The sequence below is a fragment of the Klebsiella sp. 10982 genome (genome assembly GCF_048589245.1).
GTDB classification, from domain to species: domain Bacteria; phylum Pseudomonadota; class Gammaproteobacteria; order Enterobacterales; family Enterobacteriaceae; genus Klebsiella; species Klebsiella quasivariicola.
Window position 1 is genome coordinate 74,452 of the sequence record NZ_JBMAXV010000007.1, and the last position, 15,589, is coordinate 90,040.

The following is a 15,589-nucleotide window of genomic DNA, read 5'->3' on the forward strand; positions in this document are numbered from 1 at the left end:
CTTCAGGCGATTTCAGAAGAACAGCCGTAGCGGTAGGCACGCAGAACATCCTGGATTTTGTCGAGGATCAGCGCGTGCGGCTCGGCGTTCAGTGCATTCAGCGACAGTCGTTCAAACTGCACCGGCATATACTGGCTGATAAGCCCCAGCGGCAGCTTAGCGTCGGTCAGATTAGCGATAAGTTTCTCAACGCTCTGGCGAATACGCGGATGCGGCCAGTAATAACGGATACGGTCGGAAAGGCTGAAGTGGATATCGACCATCGCCTGGCTCCAGGTGGGGTGATAGTATTTTTTCCAGTAGCCGGGTTCGTTAAGCATCACTTCGTCGATCACCTCCATCACGCGACTGCGAGACTCCGGGGCGATCAGCTCATTTTCCATTTGGGCGAGGGCAAAGATGGCTTCACGCAGGGCAAAGGTGAGCGCCGGGCCGACTTTCAGGATGGCGAAGTGGTCGCGAACCAGCGCGCGATAAGCCTGGCGAGTTTGGTAGTCGGTGGAGTGCGCTTCGTAGACCATCGGGGTACTTTCGATCCAGGCGGAAAGCGCTTTCGCTTCCTGCGGCTGGTAATGAATGATTTGCGTATGGTCGAACTCCACCCCAGGCTGCACGACGATAGCGATAACTCGCTCCAGCGCAGCCTCGAGTCCCAGCTTACGGAAAGCAGCCTCATGGGTTTCGAGTGTCGCCGCGGCATCCTGCGCCCGGGTGACATGTACGCTGCCGATGGTGCAGGCCTCGCCGCCGGGCACCGGAACTTCGGTCCCGATGACGTAGGTCAGGTGGCGCTTTTGCTCAGCGCTGGCGGTCTCTTCAGCAGCCTGACACAGTCGAGCGGCGCGCTCAGCAACCACACCAGGATCCAAAGGCACCGGGTCGTCAGCACAGGACATTGACGCATCGAGATGGATTTTGCTAAAGCCGGCCGCGACGTAGGCCTTGATCAGGTCGATTGATTTTTCCATCGCCACGGCTGCTGGTTCATCTTGCCAGCAGTTCGGGCCCAGATGATCGCCGCCAAGAATAATGCGCTCAGCCGGGAAACCGACGGTACGCGCGATGTTGTAGACGAAGTCGCGGAAATCGGCCGGCTGCATGCCGGTGTAGCCACCAAACTGATTTACCTGGTTGGACGTCGCTTCGATCAGCACCTTGTTGTTGGTCGGCAGATCGAAACGTAACGCCGCTTCGATAACCAGCGGATGCGCTGAACACACTGAACAGATGCCGATATGTTCGCCGGACTTGTGGCGAGTGATAATATCTTTCATTTACAACCTCCGTTTTCTTTCGAATATATTCGTTATGTTTTGTTTTGGTCGCAAATGGCTTTGTTTTGAATTGTGATCTGTATCGATAAATAGTGATGTAACGCAGTGAAAGGTGTCGTCTTTCGAGACAAAAACGCCCTGACCAGGAAGGCAGGGCGTTTTTAATTGATTGAAAATTAACTAAATAGTCGGGAGAGCCAGCTGCGTTTCGTTTTGACGGCTTCCTGAGAGACCTGCTGCGGCTGGGCGGCAATTTCGCCGAGACCGGCGTTAAAAGCGTCGCCAATGGCTTTTAACGCCTGCTGCGCATCGTTGCCGCTGGCCATAAAGTGCAGACGATGACCCTGTTTGGCACCCAGCGATACGACGCGCATCAGATTTTTGGCATCCACAATCGCGGAGCGCGTATCCAGGTTTTCGACCTGGATTTGCGATCGCCACTGCTTGACGGCTTTCACCAGCACCGCGCTGGGGCGGGCATGAAGACCGTGCGGATTGCGCAGGGTAAAGGTGGCCTCTTCGTCAAAATGCGGCGCGGGTTGTGGTTCTTCGCCTGCCGGCAGAGGGATATTGCCAGCGAGAATTTCCAGCACCGCCTGAGGGATATCGGCGCGCGTCAGCGCCTCAGGCACCCGATCGTCGCCCAGGGCATGGGTGAGCTGGCGCAAAATATCGAGATGCTCATTGTCCTGAGCCGCAATACCGACAATCAGATAGGCGGTTTGCTCCTCACCCCAGTCAATCCCCTGCGGACAAGCCAGCACCTTAACGCCCGTTTTGAGCACTGCGTCGCGACTGTGCGGCGTACCGTGGGGAATGGCGATGCCGTTGCCCAGATAGGTGCTGATTTGCTCCTCGCGCTCGCGCATGCCTTGCAGATAGGCTGCTTGCGTATGTCCGGCCTGAGTCAGGGCTGCAACGACACGCTGTAGCGCCTCGTCTTTCGTTTTGACCTGACGATCGAAACCAATATCGGCAGAAGTCAGTTGCATAGCGTGCTCCTTATTTCATGGCGCCAGCAAGAGCTGTCGCTTTGTCAGTGCGTTTTTGCCACAGCCGCCAGCATCCCAGCATAAGTGCGCCGCACGCGGAACCGGCGAGAATGCACAGCACCCACATCAACGGTTTGCTGACCAGCGGCAGGATTAAGAAGCCGCCGTGCGGTGCCGGAACCTGAATATGCAGGCTGTAGCTGAGTACCGCAGAAATTGAGGAGGCGATCATCATCATCGGGATCACCCGCAGTGGATCCTTGGCGGCGAAGGGAATTGCACCTTCGGTAATGTGCGTGCAGCCGAGGATATAGTTGACCATCCCGGCGGCGCGTTCCTCCTCGCTAAAGCCTTTCGGAAAGAACGTGGTCGCCAGGGCGATGACCAACGGCGGCGTAATGCAGGCGGCAGACACACCGGCCATAAAGAAATAGTTACCTTGCCCCAGCAGCAGCGTACCGGTGACATAGGCCGCTTTGTTGACCGGCCCGCCGAAGTCGAAGGAACACATTGCGCCGACCACGATCCCCAGCAGGATGGGGTTGGCTTCCTGCAGAGAGCTGAGCCAGTTCATCATGCCATTGTTGATCGCTGCCACCGGCTGGCCGAGCAGGACCATCATCACGCCAATCACCAGGACGCCGATCAGCGGCATAATGAAGATCGACTTCAGCCCTTCGTACTGGCGCGGCAGACCGTCGAGCAGATGACGGATCAGCAGCATAAAATACCCGGCGGCAAAACCGGCGATGATCCCACCGAGGAACCCGGCGCCGGTGGCGTTCGCCAGCAGGCCGCCGACAAAACCGGCAACCATACCCGGGCGGCCAGATATCGACCAGGCAATGTAGGCGGTAAACACCGGCACCATGATCGAGAACGCCTGCTGACCGACTTTCATCAGGGTGGCGGCAACCACGTTATACTGCGGTGAATTCAGATCGGCAGAGTAGATGCCCCACAGGAAAGAAACGGCGATTAAGATCCCGCCGGCGACAACGAACGGCAGCATGTTGGAAACACCGCTCATCAGATGTTTGTAAATCTGTCGGCCGAACGATTCTCGCTCATATTTCTCGGCGAGATCCGTCGTCGCGGAGTGTCCCTGGCGACGCTGCGCCTGACCGTTAACAACTTTATTAATTAATTCCGCCGGATGGTGAATGGCTTCTTTAACCGGCACCTCAATAACCGGTAAGCCATTAAAACGTTCGGCATTAACATCTTTATCGGCAGCGATAATCACACCATAAATATCCGTCAGGTCTTCCGGCGTAATGGCATTTTCTACGCCGGAAGCGCCATTGGTTTCGACTTTTATTTCAACGTTTAATTTTTTCGCTGCGGTTTTTAAGGCCTCTTCAGCCATAAATGTATGAGCAATACCTGTAGGGCAGCCGGTAACGGCAATAATTTTTTTCATAATCGGACCTTTATAATTGGACGATCTGAAGTTGTTGTAATAATTCTTGCGTACGGTTTAATTTGCCAAGCCCGGCGGAGGCGGCAACATCGGCGCCGGTGGCGCTGGCCAGCGCCAGCGCCTGAGGAATATCGCCTGCGTTAAGCCATCGGCTGAGGAACGCGCCCAGCGCGGCATCGCCGGCGCAGGCCGAGCTGACCAGTTCGATTTTCGGTGCCGAGCAGAACCACAGTTGCTCGCCGTTCGAAAAATAGAGCCCTTGTGCGCCAAGGGTCAGCAGAACATTGCGAGCCCCAAGCTGGTGGAGCGTTTGCATTGCTTCGCGTACCCGCTGGGGGCTGCTGACATCCAGACCAAAGATCTCGTTCAGCTCGTCGTCATTGGGTTTAATCAATAGCGGATGCCACTCCAAAAGCTGGCGCAGCACCGGGTGGCTGATATCTAAGATGACTTCACACCCTTTTTGCTGACACAGCACCAGAATCTCGCTATAGAACCGGCTCTCTATTCCCGGTGGCAGACTGCCGCTGATAACTAAATAATCACCAGGCGTGACGCACTGTAAATGATGAAGAATTTGTTCTTTCCCTTCATCGTTAATCCGCGCGCCGGGATTTACCAGTTTATATTCATCTCTGCCGTCGTTAATAAAGATATTAATACGGGTGGGTTCAGCGACCCATGCCGGCGTGACGTTAATATGTTGTTTGCGTAGTTCCTCAACGATATAGCGGCCGGTAAAACCGCCGAATATGCCCATAACATGGGTTGGCTGCTGGTAATGATGTAATACCAGCGAGACGTTAACCCCTTTACCATTCGGGCAATATTCCGTCTGCCGGGTGCGGTTGACTGCCGCCGGCTGGAGCGGATCGCAAAAGATATTCATATCAATCGCGGTGTTCAGTGTCAGGGTGTGGATCACGACAAGGCTCCTTCGATCCGCTGATTACAGTTGTCCTTCGCAGCCACAGACGTGAATGACTTTGCGAACGACCTCTTTCATTGCCGCTTTCGCCGGTTTCATATAGTGACGAGGATCGTTGGCGCCCGGATTTTCCAGGAAGTAGGCTTTCAGTGCATCCGAGAAGGCGATTTTAAGTTCGGTGGCGACGTTGACTTTGCATACGCCCAGAGAAATGGCGTGGCGAATATCACTATCCGGCAGGCCGGAAGCGCCGTGCAGAACCAGTGGAACATCAACGCAGTCGCGAATAGCCGCCAGGCGCTCAAAATCAAGCTTCGGTTCGGCGGTGTAAAGACCGTGAGCGGTACCGATGGCGACGGCCAGCGAATCAATACCGGTACGAGCGACAAATTCACGGGCCTGTTCGGGGTTGGTATAGAGCGCATCTTTAGCATCGACCACCAGATCGTCTTCGACTCCGCCCAGACGGCCCAGCTCGGCTTCTACACTGGCATCATAGCGGTGGCTCAACTCCACCACGCTTTTTACCAGTGCCACATTTTCCTCGAACGGTGAGTGAGAGCCATCGATCATGACCGAGCGGATCCCTGCCTGGACTTTGCGCGTGATATCAGCCAGATCCTCGTGATGATCGAGGTGCAGGGCGAGCGGGAGATCCCACTTTTTCGCCAGATCGCGGGCGATCGCCACCACGTTGCCGGTGCCGGCATAGCTGTAGGTACCGGGCGTGCCGGCAAGGATCAAGGGGGAGCGTAATTCAGCCGCCATTTCAACGACGACCTGCATGGTTTCGAGGTTATGGATATTGAAAGCCGGCACGGCATAACCCTGTCGTTGAGCTTTTAACAGCATGTTTTTACTGGAAATGATGTACATTTTAGCCCTCTTTTTTCAATTTGTAAGTTATTAACATTAAATAACCTTCAATTTGAAAGTAATGTAACGATCGTCTCGACTTTTAGGTGTGATCCACCGCACACAATGATGAATTGATTTTTAAAATGAAAGTTAATAGTATTTTTAATGTTTCTTTTTTAAAGTTTTAGCAGGGAAGGGGTATCATTATAACTATGTGATTAATATGCATTAATTTGTTTATGGCAAGATGGGGGTTCAGCCGCGGTTTGACATTACGATAGGGAAATTTAAAAATGAAAGTTATTCCAGGAGAAAATAATAAGGCATAAACCGTGGCAAAACCGTCAACCAGCCTGCTGAAAAGGCGCTTGGACATCGCAGAGATCGTTCGTAAGAACGGCGAGATCAAAGTCGACGATCTGGCCGAAATGCTGGCTGTTTCCGGAGTGACAATCCGTAACGATCTCAACTACCTCGAGCAGCAGGGCTACTTGAAACGCTCCTTCGGCGGGGCGATTTATACCGCCCAGGCTGGCGCGCCGGTTGCGGTGATGCGGGAAGCACCAGCCGTCAGGGATAAAGCGCTGGAGACGGAAATGGCTCGCCAGGTGGCGGCGCAGATAGAAGATGGCGAAACGCTATTTTTAGGCCAAGGTTCCATTTTGCGTAAAGTGATCCCCTTTCTGGCCAACAGAGAAGAACTTTGCCTGCTGTTAAACGATCTGGGCCATGTCGCGCTGGCGCAGGAGTTTTTAAATGGGGAAACCGTTCTGCTTGGCGGGGTGCTGTCAGGCCAGGGGCGGATTGTGGAGGGCGATCTGGCGCTGAAGGCGTTAGGCCATTACCGCCCTTCACGTGCGCTGATAGCGGTGGATCATATTGCCGAAGACGGCACGCTGAGCGTGCGTAACGAGGTCACAGCACATTTACTAAACGAGGCTGTCGCCCAGAGTAAACGAGTCATTGCGATTGTCGCGTCCCGACCGGTCTATGGCGAGAAACGCTATGCTGTGGGTGAATTGCAACAGATCAGCAGCGTCGTGACCCCGCAGGTCGTCGCGGCAGAGTACCATGCCTGCTTCCTCGCTGCGGGTTTGACCAACAGCTATACCAACAATGAATGCCTGACATGGCTCAACACGGCTTTGCATAAGACAAACCAGGAGCGGTGATGAACGTAACCATTTGCACCATCGGCGAACTGCTGGTGGAGTTTCTCGCCAAGGAAGAGAATCAGGGTTTTTCCCGCCCCGGTGAATTTTGGGGGCCCTATCCCAGCGGGGCGCCGGCAATCTTTGCCGATCAGGTGGCAAAGCTGGGTTTTGGCTCTGTGTTGTTTAGCTGCGTGGGCAACGACGCATTTGGCGAGATGAATATTGCGCGTCTGGAGAAAGATGGCGTTAACGTCAACGGTATCGCCATGCTGCAGAAAGCGACCACCGGTAGCGCCTTCGTCAGCTATCGTAGCCAGGCGCAGCGCGATTTTATTTTTAATATGCCTAACAGCGCCTGCGGTTTGCTGACTGCCGACCACATTGATGAGGCGCTGCTAAATCAGTGTCAGCATTTTCATATTATGGGATCGTCGCTGTTCTCGTTCCGTATTATCGATGCGATGCGTAAAGCGATTGAAAACATTAAAGGCCGCAACGGTACGGTGTCGTTCGACCCAAATATTCGCAAAGAGATGCTGAACATTCCCGAGATGTCGCAGGCGTTTGAATACATTCTCGATTACACCGATATTTTCCTGCCGAGCGACGGTGAGCTGGATTATTTTGGCCTCAATCCGGAGCGCAATGAGCAGATCCTGGTTGATAAACTATTGAAACGCGGCGTGAAGCATGTGGTGATTAAACGTGGGCCGCGTGGCGCCAGCTACTTTAGCGCCAACGAGACACACCATGTCGCCGGCTTCAACGTGCCGGTGGTGGATCCGACAGGTGCCGGGGATTGTTTTGGCGCCACCTTTGTCAGCCTGTTCCTCAATGGCGCCACGCCGCAGGAGGCGCTGAGATGGGCAAATGCCAGCGGCTCGCTGGCGATTAGCCAGCGTGGACCGATGGAAGGCACCTCGACGCAGGCGCAGATCAGCGCTTTTCTTGCCGCACAGCACGCTTAATCAACAAGCCCGGATAAATCCGGGCTGAAGGGGAGTGGGCTGCCAGTGTCGCGATCAGGTTACCGGCGCCGGGTTGAATACCGCCAGTTGGTTATGCAAGCCCCACTGATCGGAGAAGGTTTTCTTGCGTCCGCTGGCGACGTCGAGAATAAATTCGAACAGCTTCCGCCCGACATCCTCAATCGTCTCTTCGCCAGTGGCGATGGTCCCGGCGTTAATGTCCATTAAGTCATACCAGCGGTTGGCCAGCTCGGTACGGGTCGCCATTTTTATTACGGGTACCGCCATCAGGCCATACGGCGTGCCGCGACCGGTGGTGAACACCTGCACGGTAATGCCAGAGGCGACCTGCTGGGTGCCGCAGACAAAATCGCTGGCGGGGGTAGCGGCATAAATCAGGCCGCGTTTGGTCGGGCGCTGGCCTGGAGAGAGCACCTCGACGATGGCGCTTTTACCTGATTTAGCAATAGAACCCAGCGCTTTTTCCACCACGTTAGCCAGGCCGCCTTTTTTGTTGCCGGGGGAGGGGTTGGCGCTGCGGTCGGTTTTGCCCATGTCGAGATAGTTATCGTACCAGGCCATCTCTTCCAGCAGGCGTTTGCCGACCTCTTCGTTAATCGCCCGCGGGGTTAACAGATGGATGGCGTCGCGGACTTCGGTCACTTCCGAGAACATCACCGTCGCGCCGCAGCGCACCAGCAGGTCGGATGCATAACCCACCGCCGGGTTGGCGGTCACACCGGAGAAGGCGTCGCTGCCGCCGCACTGCATGCCGACCACCAGCTCTGAAGCCGGACAGGTTTCCCGCTGGCGCTGGTTCAGTTTCACCAGGTGGCGCTCGGCGACCTGCAGAATGTCATCGACCATCGATTTAAAACCAACATGCTTTTCATCCTGCAGGCTGACGATGCTGGCGCTGTCCACCGGGATACTTTTGACGTCTTCCGTGCCCTGCAGCAGGCGTTCCGGCTGCAGCTTTTCACAGCCGAGGCCAATGACCATCACCTCACCGCCGAAATTCGGGTTGAGGGCGATATTGTGGATAGTGCGAATTGGCACTACCGCCGCCGGCGCATTAATCGCCACGCCGCAACCGTAGAGGTGGTTCAGGCCTACCACGCCGTCGACGTTGGGGTATTTCGGCAGCAGGTCGCGTTCAATGATTTTCACCACATAATCAACCACGCCCGCAACACAGTGCACGCTGGTGGTGATGCCCAGCAGGTTCTTGGTGCCCACGCTGCCATCGGCATTGCGGTACCCTTCAAAGGTATAGCCTTCCAGAGGCGGTAGGGGTTCAGGCACTTTGGTCGCCAGCGGCAGGGTGTTCAACGGCGGGGCGGTGGGCAGTTCCACCAGCGATTCGTCAATCCAGCTTCCCTGTGGGATGTCGCGCACGGCGAAGCCAATCACTTCTCCGTAGCGGATGATTTCACCGCGGGCAGGGATATCCACCAGGGCTACTTTATGACCCTGTGGGATGTGTTCGACGAGCGTCAGGCCGTCCGGGAAACGTGTTCCGGCGGTCAATCCCCGATCGTTGACAATAATCGCCACGTTATCTGTCGGGTCAACTTTAATATAAAACGCGGTTGGCGATTGTTGTCGAATTGCAATGTCAGCCATTGTCCAGTCATCTCCAAACAGGTGCTAATAATAAAATAAAACGCTAATTCATTTACTACGTATCAGTATGATGGAATAAAGGATGTCAGCTGTATTGATTTTAAAATGTGATCTACATCACTCCTTGCTGAGGTGGTAACCCCAGCAGGGCAGGCAATCGTAAGAACTGTGGATTAGCGCCCATGGCTTATGGCATAAGCCTAATTTTAGCGTTAAATAATGACTTTATATTGTGGTTATGCATAGTGTCTGGCGGAGGCGTGCTGATTATACTGAGTCATGTTTTTGAGGTATTCGATATGCGAATAGATAGCTTCAATATCGTCTTTTAAATAAATAAGAAACCGCTTAAAGCAATTATAAAAGGTGTTCTGTGCCTGAGGAATGTCTAAATGATTCTGGATTCTACATTAGATGAGAAAAAAGGAATACCGACCCGCTATTTAATTCTATTGATGATATTTGTCGTGACGGCGGTGAACTATGGCGACCGCGCGACGTTGTCTATCGCCGGTACTGAAGTCGCGAAAGAGCTGGGGCTCAGCGCGGTGTCGATGGGATACATTTTTTCCGCCTTCGGCTGGGCTTATCTGCTGATGCAGATCCCTGGTGGTTGGCTGCTGGATAAATTTGGATCGAAGAAGGTTTACTCATACAGCCTGTTTTTCTGGTCGCTGTTTACCTTCCTGCAGGGCTTTATTGATGTGTTCCCGCTCGCCTGGGCTGGGGTCTCCATGTTCTTTATGCGTTTTATGCTGGGCTTTTCCGAAGCGCCCTCGTTTCCCGCCAACGCCCGCATTGTGGCGGCCTGGTTTCCGGCCAAAGAGCGGGGCACCGCTTCGGCTATTTTTAATGCGGCGCAATATTTTTCGCTGGCGTTATTCTCGCCGCTACTCGGCTGGCTGACCTTCGCGCTGGGTTGGGAGCATGTCTTTACCGTGATGGGGATAATAGGGTTTGTGCTCACCGTCATCTGGGTGAAGTTTGTGCATAACCCCACCGATCATCCGCGAATGTCCGCGGCGGAGCTGAAGTATATCTCTGAAGGCGGCGCGGTGGTCGATATGGACCACAAAAAAGAGACGACCCAGGCGGCCGGGCCGAAGATGGATTATATCCGTCAGTTGCTGACCAACCGAATGATGTTAGGCGTATTTTTCGGTCAGTATTTCCTCAACACCATTACCTGGTTCTTCCTGACGTGGTTTCCGATCTACCTCGTGCAGGACAAGGGAATGTCAATTCTGAAAGTCGGCTTCGTGGCTTCAATTCCGGCGCTGTTTGGTTTTGCCGGCGGCGTACTGGGCGGGCTGTTTTCGGATTATCTGATTGGCCGCGGCTGTACGCTGACTTTTGCGCGTAAGTTACCGATAGTACTCGGAATGCTGCTGGCATCGTCCATTATTCTGTGTAACTACACGGCCAGCACGCCGCTGGTTATTACGCTGATGGCGCTGGCGTTCTTTGGTAAAGGCTTTGGCGCGCTGGGCTGGCCGGTTATCTCGGATGTTGCGCCGAAAGAGATTGTTGGCCTGTGCGGCGGGGTATTCAACGTCTTTGGCAATGTGGCCTCGATCGCCACGCCGCTGGTTATTGGCTACATCGTAAGCGAACTGCACTCATTCAATGGCGCACTGATTTTTGTTGGCGGCTCCGCGCTGATGATGATGGTCTGCTACCTGTTTGTGGTTGGCGATATCAAACGTATGGAATTGCAGAAGTAAGCAACGATTAACGCAAGGTAAAAATTATGGATAACGCAATTTTCCCGAACAAATTTAAGGCCGCGCTGGCGGCTCATCAGGTGCAGATTGGCTGCTGGTGCGCGCTGGCTAACCCGATCAGTACTGAGGTGCTGGGTCTGGCCGGTTTCGACTGGCTGGTGCTGGATGCGGAACACGCGCCGAACGACGTGACCACGCTTATCCCACAGCTGATGGCGCTGAAGGGCAGCTCCAGCGCGCAGGTAGTCCGTGTGCCGACCAATGAGCCGATCATCATCAAGCGCATGCTGGACATCGGCTTCTATAACTTCCTGGTGCCGTTCGTCGAGACGGCTGAGCAGGCGGCGCAGGCGGTGGCGTCGACCCGCTATCCGCCGGAAGGGATCCGCGGGGTCTCCGTTTCCCACCGCGGCAATATGTTTGGCACCGTGCCGGACTACTTCGCCCAGTCCAACAAGAACATTTCCATTCTGGTGCAGATTGAGAGCCAGACCGGGGTAGATAACGTCGAGGCGATTGCCGCGACCGAGGGTGTGGACGGGGTGTTCGTTGGCCCGAGCGACCTGGCTGCCGCTTTAGGCCATCTCGGCAATGCCGCCCATCCTGAGGTACAGCACGCTATCCAACATATCTTTGCCAGCGCGAAGAAGCACGGTAAGCCAAGCGGCATTCTGGCGCCAGTGGAAGCTGATGCGCGCCGCTATCTGGAATGGGGGGCGACTTTCGTCGCCGTCGGCAGCGATCTGGGCGTCTTCCGCTCAGCAACGCAGAAACTTGCTGATGCGTTTAAAAAATAATCACCAGGATGAAGAGAGAGAACATTATGACAATCAAAGTAGGTTTTATCGGTCTTGGCATTATGGGCAAACCGATGAGCAAAAATTTGCTGAAAGCAGGTTATTCGCTGGTGGTGTCCGACCGTAACCCGGAAGCGATTGCCGACGTGATTGCCGCGGGTGCAGAGACCGCGACGACGCCGAAGGCGGTTGCTGAGCAATGTGACGTGATCATTACCATGCTGCCAAACTCTCCGCATGTGAAAGAGGTGGCGCTGGGTGAAAACGGCATTATCGAAGGCGCAAAGCCGGGCACCGTGGTGATTGATATGAGCTCTATCGCGCCGCTGGCGAGTCGGGAAATCAGCGAAGCGCTGAAAGCCAAGGGTATTGATATGCTGGACGCGCCGGTGAGCGGCGGCGAACCAAAAGCCATCGACGGCACCCTGTCGGTGATGGTCGGCGGCGATAAGGCGATCTTTGATAAATACTACGATCTGATGAAAGCGATGGCGGGCTCCGTGGTGCATACCGGCGACATCGGCGCGGGCAACGTCACCAAACTGGCTAACCAGGTGATTGTCGCCCTGAACATCGCAGCGATGTCTGAAGCGCTGACTCTGGCGACCAAAGCTGGCGTCAATCCGGATCTGGTCTATCAGGCGATCCGTGGCGGCCTGGCGGGCAGTACCGTGCTGGATGCCAAAGCGCCGATGGTGATGGATCGTAACTTCAAGCCGGGATTCCGTATCGACCTGCATATTAAAGATCTGGCGAACGCCCTGGATACGTCCCATGGCGTGGGCGCTCAGCTACCGCTGACGGCGGCGGTAATGGAGATGATGCAGGCGCTGCGCGCAGACGGTCTGGGCACCGCGGACCATAGCGCGCTGGCGTGCTACTACGAAAAACTGGCGAAAGTGGAAGTCACTCGCTAACAAGAAGGGCGCCTTGCGCGCCCTGTTATTCTTGCCTTGCGCGGCACTGTCAGGCTACAAAATTATGAAAATCGTCATTGCCCCAGACTCTTACAAAGAAAGCCTTTCTGCCACCGAGGTAGCTCAGGCGATAGAAAAAGGATTTCGGGAAATTTTCCCTGACGCGCAGTATGTTTCCATGCCCGTCGCCGACGGCGGCGAGGGAACGGTGGAGGCGATGATTGCCGCGACGCAGGGAACGGAACATTCCGCATGGGTGACTGGCCCGCTGGGCGAGAAAGTGGAGGCCTGCTGGGGCATGTCCGGCGATGGCGTCACTGCGTTTATTGAGATGGCGGCGGCCAGTGGCCTGGGACTCGTTCCGCCCGAAAAACGCAACCCTCTCATCACCACTTCACGCGGTACCGGCGAGCTGATATTACAGGCGCTGGAACATGGCGCGAAACGGATCATTATCGGTATCGGCGGCAGTGCGACCAACGACGGTGGAGCGGGCATGATGCAGGCGCTAGGCGCCCGCCTTTGTGACGCCGAGGGGCAGGAGATCGGCCATGGCGGCGGTAGCCTGAGCCGTCTGAGCCGGATCGATCTTTCCGCCATCGATCCACGCTTACGTGACAGGATGATCCACGTGGCCTGCGATGTTACCAATCCGCTGGTAGGCGAGCGAGGAGCGTCGCGGATCTTTGGCCCACAGAAAGGGGCGACCGAGGCGATGATCGTCGAGCTGGATCGTAATCTGGCGCATTATGCCGACGTCATTAAGACGTCGCTGCAGGTGGACGTGAAGTCGATCCCCGGCGCGGGAGCGGCAGGTGGCATGGGCGCGGCGCTGATGGCGTTTCTGAACGCGGAATTGCGCAGCGGGATTGAGATTGTCACCGAGGCGCTGCATCTGGAAGAGCAGATCCTTGATTGTTCACTGGTGGTTACCGGGGAAGGGCGGCTCGATAGTCAGTCTATTCACGGTAAGGTTCCCGTCGGGGTTGCCCGGGTGGCGAAGAAATACCATAAGCCGGTGATTGGTATTGCCGGTAGCCTGACCCACGACGTCGGTGTGGTTCACCAGCACGGCATCGATGCTGTTTTCAGCGTGTTAACTTCCGTTTCGACGCTGGAAGAGGCATTTCGCGGGGCGTTTGATAATATTTATCATGCATCGCGCAATATCGCCGCTACCCTGCTGGTCGGGATGACGACAGAAGGATGACAACGGGCGGTAAACCCTCTATACTGCGCGCCGAAGCTGACCAGACAGTCGCCGCTTCGTCGTCGTCCTCCTTCGGGGGGAGACGGGCGGAGGGGAGGAAAGTCCGGGCTCCATAGGGCAAGGTGCCAGGTAACGCCTGGGGGGTGTCACAGCCCACGACCAGTGCAACAGAGAGCAAACCGCCGATGGCCCGCGCAAGCGGGATCAGGTAAGGGTGAAAGGGTGCGGTAAGAGCGCACCGCGCGGCTGGTAACAGTCCGCGGCACGGTAAACTCCACCCGGAGCAAGGCCAAATAGGGGTTCATAAGGTACGGCCCGTACTGAACCCGGGTAGGCTGCTTGAGCCAGTGAGCGATTGCTGGCCTAGATGAATGACTGTCCACGACAGAACCCGGCTTATCGGTCAGTTTCACCTTTTTATGTCAAAACCCCGCTCCGGCGGGGTTTTTGCTATTCGGAAATCGGAAAGCGGCTTACCGGTCAGCTACCGTTATTTCACCACTTTAGGATTCTGTAGCGTCGGTATCGTGGAATCTTGCACCTGATGAACCTGACCGACGATCGTGGCGACGCTGCCGTTGTTTAAAGCTTCTACGTCTGCGCTATTGTGTGAGCCAAAATTGAAGGTCAGACGTTTATCCGTTTTATTCTGCTCATCTCGCATGGTCACGGTAAAATAATAGCTGCCGGCAATACCGCTCATCCGGCGAATATCGACAATGACGCCGCGCACCTTAACCCATTTACCCAGATAATCGTTGCTGGCCTTCGCCGGGTTGAGAGTAAACGGCTGCAAGAACTGAGACACTGAATACGTCTGCATCGACGCGACGGCGTCATCTCCGGGTTGAAATAATTTATCACCCGCGGAATAAAAGGCTTTAGAAGCCAGGCCGCAGCCGCTTAACAACGAGATGAAAAAAACCAGCGGTAATACGCGAAAACGTAATAACATTACTATCTCCTTATCTATTTTTTATGGTGTCCTTGATGCACTGGATAACTTGTTTCGCGCTTATTAAATAAACTAAAGCTTACTGTTGTCAATTATTTTACCTGAGGCCAGCGGTGAAAATAATGTAATGATAATAGTGTATTATCCTGAGTGATTAATAAAGGGGTGATATTCGTGTTTTTTATATATATCGTGATATACATTCCGCAATTGAATGTGAATAATCTTTAGGTATTATTTTTTACATTTCTTCACTACCGACTGGAAAATAATGAGCTGCTATTTCTGCTCCCTTTACTACAGGATAAGACCATGAAATTTATGACCCGTATTGCCTTCGCCGCGCTGTTGACCACCGGCTTCTCTGTTGCGGCACAGGCCGCGGATGTTAAGGCGGCACCAGCACCGGCGCAGGATCCTATTGTTCAGCACTTAAAACTCACCAACGATCAGGTTGCGAAAATTAAAAGCCTGCATCAGCAGCTGGAAAATAATGTTCAGCAGATTTCACAGCAAGACATTAAAGATGGCGCATTGATTAACGTAATTGATTCCGGAAAATGGGATGAGAAAGCGGTCAAGGATCAGCTGGCAGCCTTCAGTAAGATCGATCAGCAGGTACGTTATTACCGCGTGAAGTACTATTTTGAAGTGAATCAGGTACTGACGCCGGAGCAGCGCACCCAGGTGAAAAAAGATCTTGCCGACGCGCTGAGTGAATAATGCCATCGGCCCCTTTCGGGGCCGATTTCATCTTCAGGCC

14 protein-coding genes and 1 other RNA gene are annotated in these 15,589 nt (G+C 54.6%); 8 read left to right on the forward strand and 7 right to left on the reverse strand.

Translation table 11 applies throughout. From position 1 onward, the window contains the following. Positions 1-2: 2 nt before the first annotated feature. The 5 genes from gatZ to ACKLKD_RS08550 all read right to left on the reverse strand — a co-directional run bounded on the left by gatZ (position 3) and on the right by ACKLKD_RS08550 (position 5,493). Complete coding sequence (gatZ, locus tag ACKLKD_RS08530; protein ID WP_025712514.1) at positions 3-1,274, reverse strand: tagatose-bisphosphate aldolase subunit GatZ; 1,272 nt, start codon at positions 1,272-1,274, stop codon at positions 3-5. A gap of 176 nt (positions 1,275-1,450) precedes the next feature. Continuing rightward, positions 1,451-2,266, reverse strand: coding sequence for an HPr family phosphocarrier protein (locus tag ACKLKD_RS08535; RefSeq protein ID WP_080897338.1), 816 nt, complete (start codon positions 2,264-2,266; stop codon positions 1,451-1,453). Between the two features lie 10 nt (positions 2,267-2,276). Next, positions 2,277-3,689 (reverse strand): PTS fructose transporter subunit IIC, encoded by a 1,413-nt coding sequence (locus ACKLKD_RS08540; protein WP_025712512.1) that lies wholly within the window; start codon positions 3,687-3,689, stop codon positions 2,277-2,279. Between the two features lie 10 nt (positions 3,690-3,699). Then, entirely contained in the window at positions 3,700-4,614 is a 915-nt protein-coding gene (gene pfkB, locus ACKLKD_RS08545; RefSeq protein WP_008806604.1) for a 1-phosphofructokinase, read from the reverse strand. A 24-nt stretch (positions 4,615-4,638) separates the two neighbouring features. Further along, complete coding sequence (locus tag ACKLKD_RS08550) at positions 4,639-5,493, reverse strand: tagatose bisphosphate family class II aldolase (protein ID WP_025712511.1); 855 nt, start codon at positions 5,491-5,493, stop codon at positions 4,639-4,641. A 350-nt stretch (positions 5,494-5,843) separates the two neighbouring features. On the opposite strand from ACKLKD_RS08550, the gene ACKLKD_RS08555 reads away from it, so the two are divergent. Beyond that, positions 5,844-6,647 (forward strand): DeoR/GlpR family DNA-binding transcription regulator, encoded by an 804-nt coding sequence (locus ACKLKD_RS08555; protein WP_165931849.1) that lies wholly within the window; start codon positions 5,844-5,846, stop codon positions 6,645-6,647. Further along, on the forward strand, positions 6,647-7,597 hold the full coding sequence (locus ACKLKD_RS08560; RefSeq protein ID WP_025712509.1) for a sugar kinase: 951 nt from the start codon (positions 6,647-6,649) through the stop codon (positions 7,595-7,597). Before ACKLKD_RS08555 ends, ACKLKD_RS08560 begins: the two co-directional genes overlap by 1 nt. A 54-nt stretch (positions 7,598-7,651) precedes the next feature. On the opposite strand, the gene garD is transcribed toward ACKLKD_RS08560, so the two are convergent. Continuing rightward, positions 7,652-9,223 carry a galactarate dehydratase gene (gene garD, locus ACKLKD_RS08565; protein WP_012967183.1) on the reverse strand — a complete coding sequence of 524 codons (1,572 nt, stop codon included), beginning with the start codon at positions 9,221-9,223 and terminating at the stop codon, positions 7,652-7,654. Positions 9,224-9,615: 392 nt separating this feature from the next. Between garD and ACKLKD_RS08570 the strand changes: the two genes are divergently transcribed. From ACKLKD_RS08570 to rnpB, 5 genes are all read left to right on the forward strand, one after another. Next, on the forward strand, positions 9,616-10,947 hold the full coding sequence (locus tag ACKLKD_RS08570; RefSeq protein ID WP_008806599.1) for an MFS transporter: 1,332 nt from the start codon (positions 9,616-9,618) through the stop codon (positions 10,945-10,947). 26 nt (positions 10,948-10,973) lie between these two features. Further along, positions 10,974-11,744, forward strand: coding sequence for a 2-dehydro-3-deoxyglucarate aldolase (garL, locus tag ACKLKD_RS08575; protein WP_008806598.1), 771 nt, complete (start codon positions 10,974-10,976; stop codon positions 11,742-11,744). A gap of 26 nt (positions 11,745-11,770) precedes the next feature. After that, on the forward strand, positions 11,771-12,661 hold the full coding sequence (gene garR, locus ACKLKD_RS08580; RefSeq protein ID WP_025712508.1) for a 2-hydroxy-3-oxopropionate reductase: 891 nt from the start codon (positions 11,771-11,773) through the stop codon (positions 12,659-12,661). Between the two features lie 64 nt (positions 12,662-12,725). Next, complete coding sequence (gene garK, locus ACKLKD_RS08585) at positions 12,726-13,871, forward strand: glycerate 2-kinase (RefSeq protein ID WP_025712507.1); 1,146 nt, start codon at positions 12,726-12,728, stop codon at positions 13,869-13,871. A 32-nt stretch (positions 13,872-13,903) separates the two neighbouring features. After that, an RNA gene (rnpB, locus tag ACKLKD_RS08590) (RNase P RNA component class A) lies at positions 13,904-14,286 on the forward strand. A 75-nt stretch (positions 14,287-14,361) separates the two neighbouring features. On the opposite strand, the gene ACKLKD_RS08595 is transcribed toward rnpB, so the two are convergent. Continuing rightward, the gene (locus tag ACKLKD_RS08595; RefSeq protein ID WP_080897339.1) at positions 14,362-14,826 is read right to left on the reverse strand and encodes an OB-fold putative lipoprotein; all 465 of its coding nucleotides are present in this window, start codon (positions 14,824-14,826) and stop codon (positions 14,362-14,364) included. Between the two features lie 312 nt (positions 14,827-15,138). Here ACKLKD_RS08595 and ACKLKD_RS08600 point away from each other — a divergent pair, with 312 nt between their 5' ends. Continuing rightward, a complete protein-coding gene (locus ACKLKD_RS08600; protein WP_025710599.1) occupies positions 15,139-15,549 on the forward strand; it encodes a Spy/CpxP family protein refolding chaperone in 411 nt (136 codons plus the stop codon). Positions 15,550-15,589 lie beyond the last annotated feature (40 nt).

Excerpts from the sequence above, each read along its gene's own strand:
- gatZ (WP_025712514.1), bottom strand. The coding sequence starts at position 1,274 with ATGAAAGATATTATCACTCGCCACAAGTCCGGCGAACATATCGGCATC.
- ACKLKD_RS08535 (WP_080897338.1), bottom strand. The coding sequence starts at position 2,266 with ATGCAACTGACTTCTGCCGATATTGGTTTCGATCGTCAGGTCAAAACG.
- ACKLKD_RS08540 (WP_025712512.1), bottom strand. The coding sequence starts at position 3,689 with ATGAAAAAAATTATTGCCGTTACCGGCTGCCCTACAGGTATTGCTCAT.
- ACKLKD_RS08550 (WP_025712511.1), bottom strand. The coding sequence starts at position 5,493 with ATGTACATCATTTCCAGTAAAAACATGCTGTTAAAAGCTCAACGACAG.
- ACKLKD_RS08560 (WP_025712509.1), top strand. The coding sequence starts at position 6,647 with ATGAACGTAACCATTTGCACCATCGGCGAACTGCTGGTGGAGTTTCTC.
- garD (WP_012967183.1), bottom strand. The coding sequence starts at position 9,223 with ATGGCTGACATTGCAATTCGACAACAATCGCCAACCGCGTTTTATATT.
- ACKLKD_RS08570 (WP_008806599.1), top strand. The coding sequence starts at position 9,616 with ATGATTCTGGATTCTACATTAGATGAGAAAAAAGGAATACCGACCCGC.
- garL (WP_008806598.1), top strand. The coding sequence starts at position 10,974 with ATGGATAACGCAATTTTCCCGAACAAATTTAAGGCCGCGCTGGCGGCT.
- garR (WP_025712508.1), top strand. The coding sequence starts at position 11,771 with ATGACAATCAAAGTAGGTTTTATCGGTCTTGGCATTATGGGCAAACCG.
- garK (WP_025712507.1), top strand. The coding sequence starts at position 12,726 with ATGAAAATCGTCATTGCCCCAGACTCTTACAAAGAAAGCCTTTCTGCC.
- ACKLKD_RS08595 (WP_080897339.1), bottom strand. The coding sequence starts at position 14,826 with ATGTTATTACGTTTTCGCGTATTACCGCTGGTTTTTTTCATCTCGTTG.
- ACKLKD_RS08600 (WP_025710599.1), top strand. The coding sequence starts at position 15,139 with ATGAAATTTATGACCCGTATTGCCTTCGCCGCGCTGTTGACCACCGGC.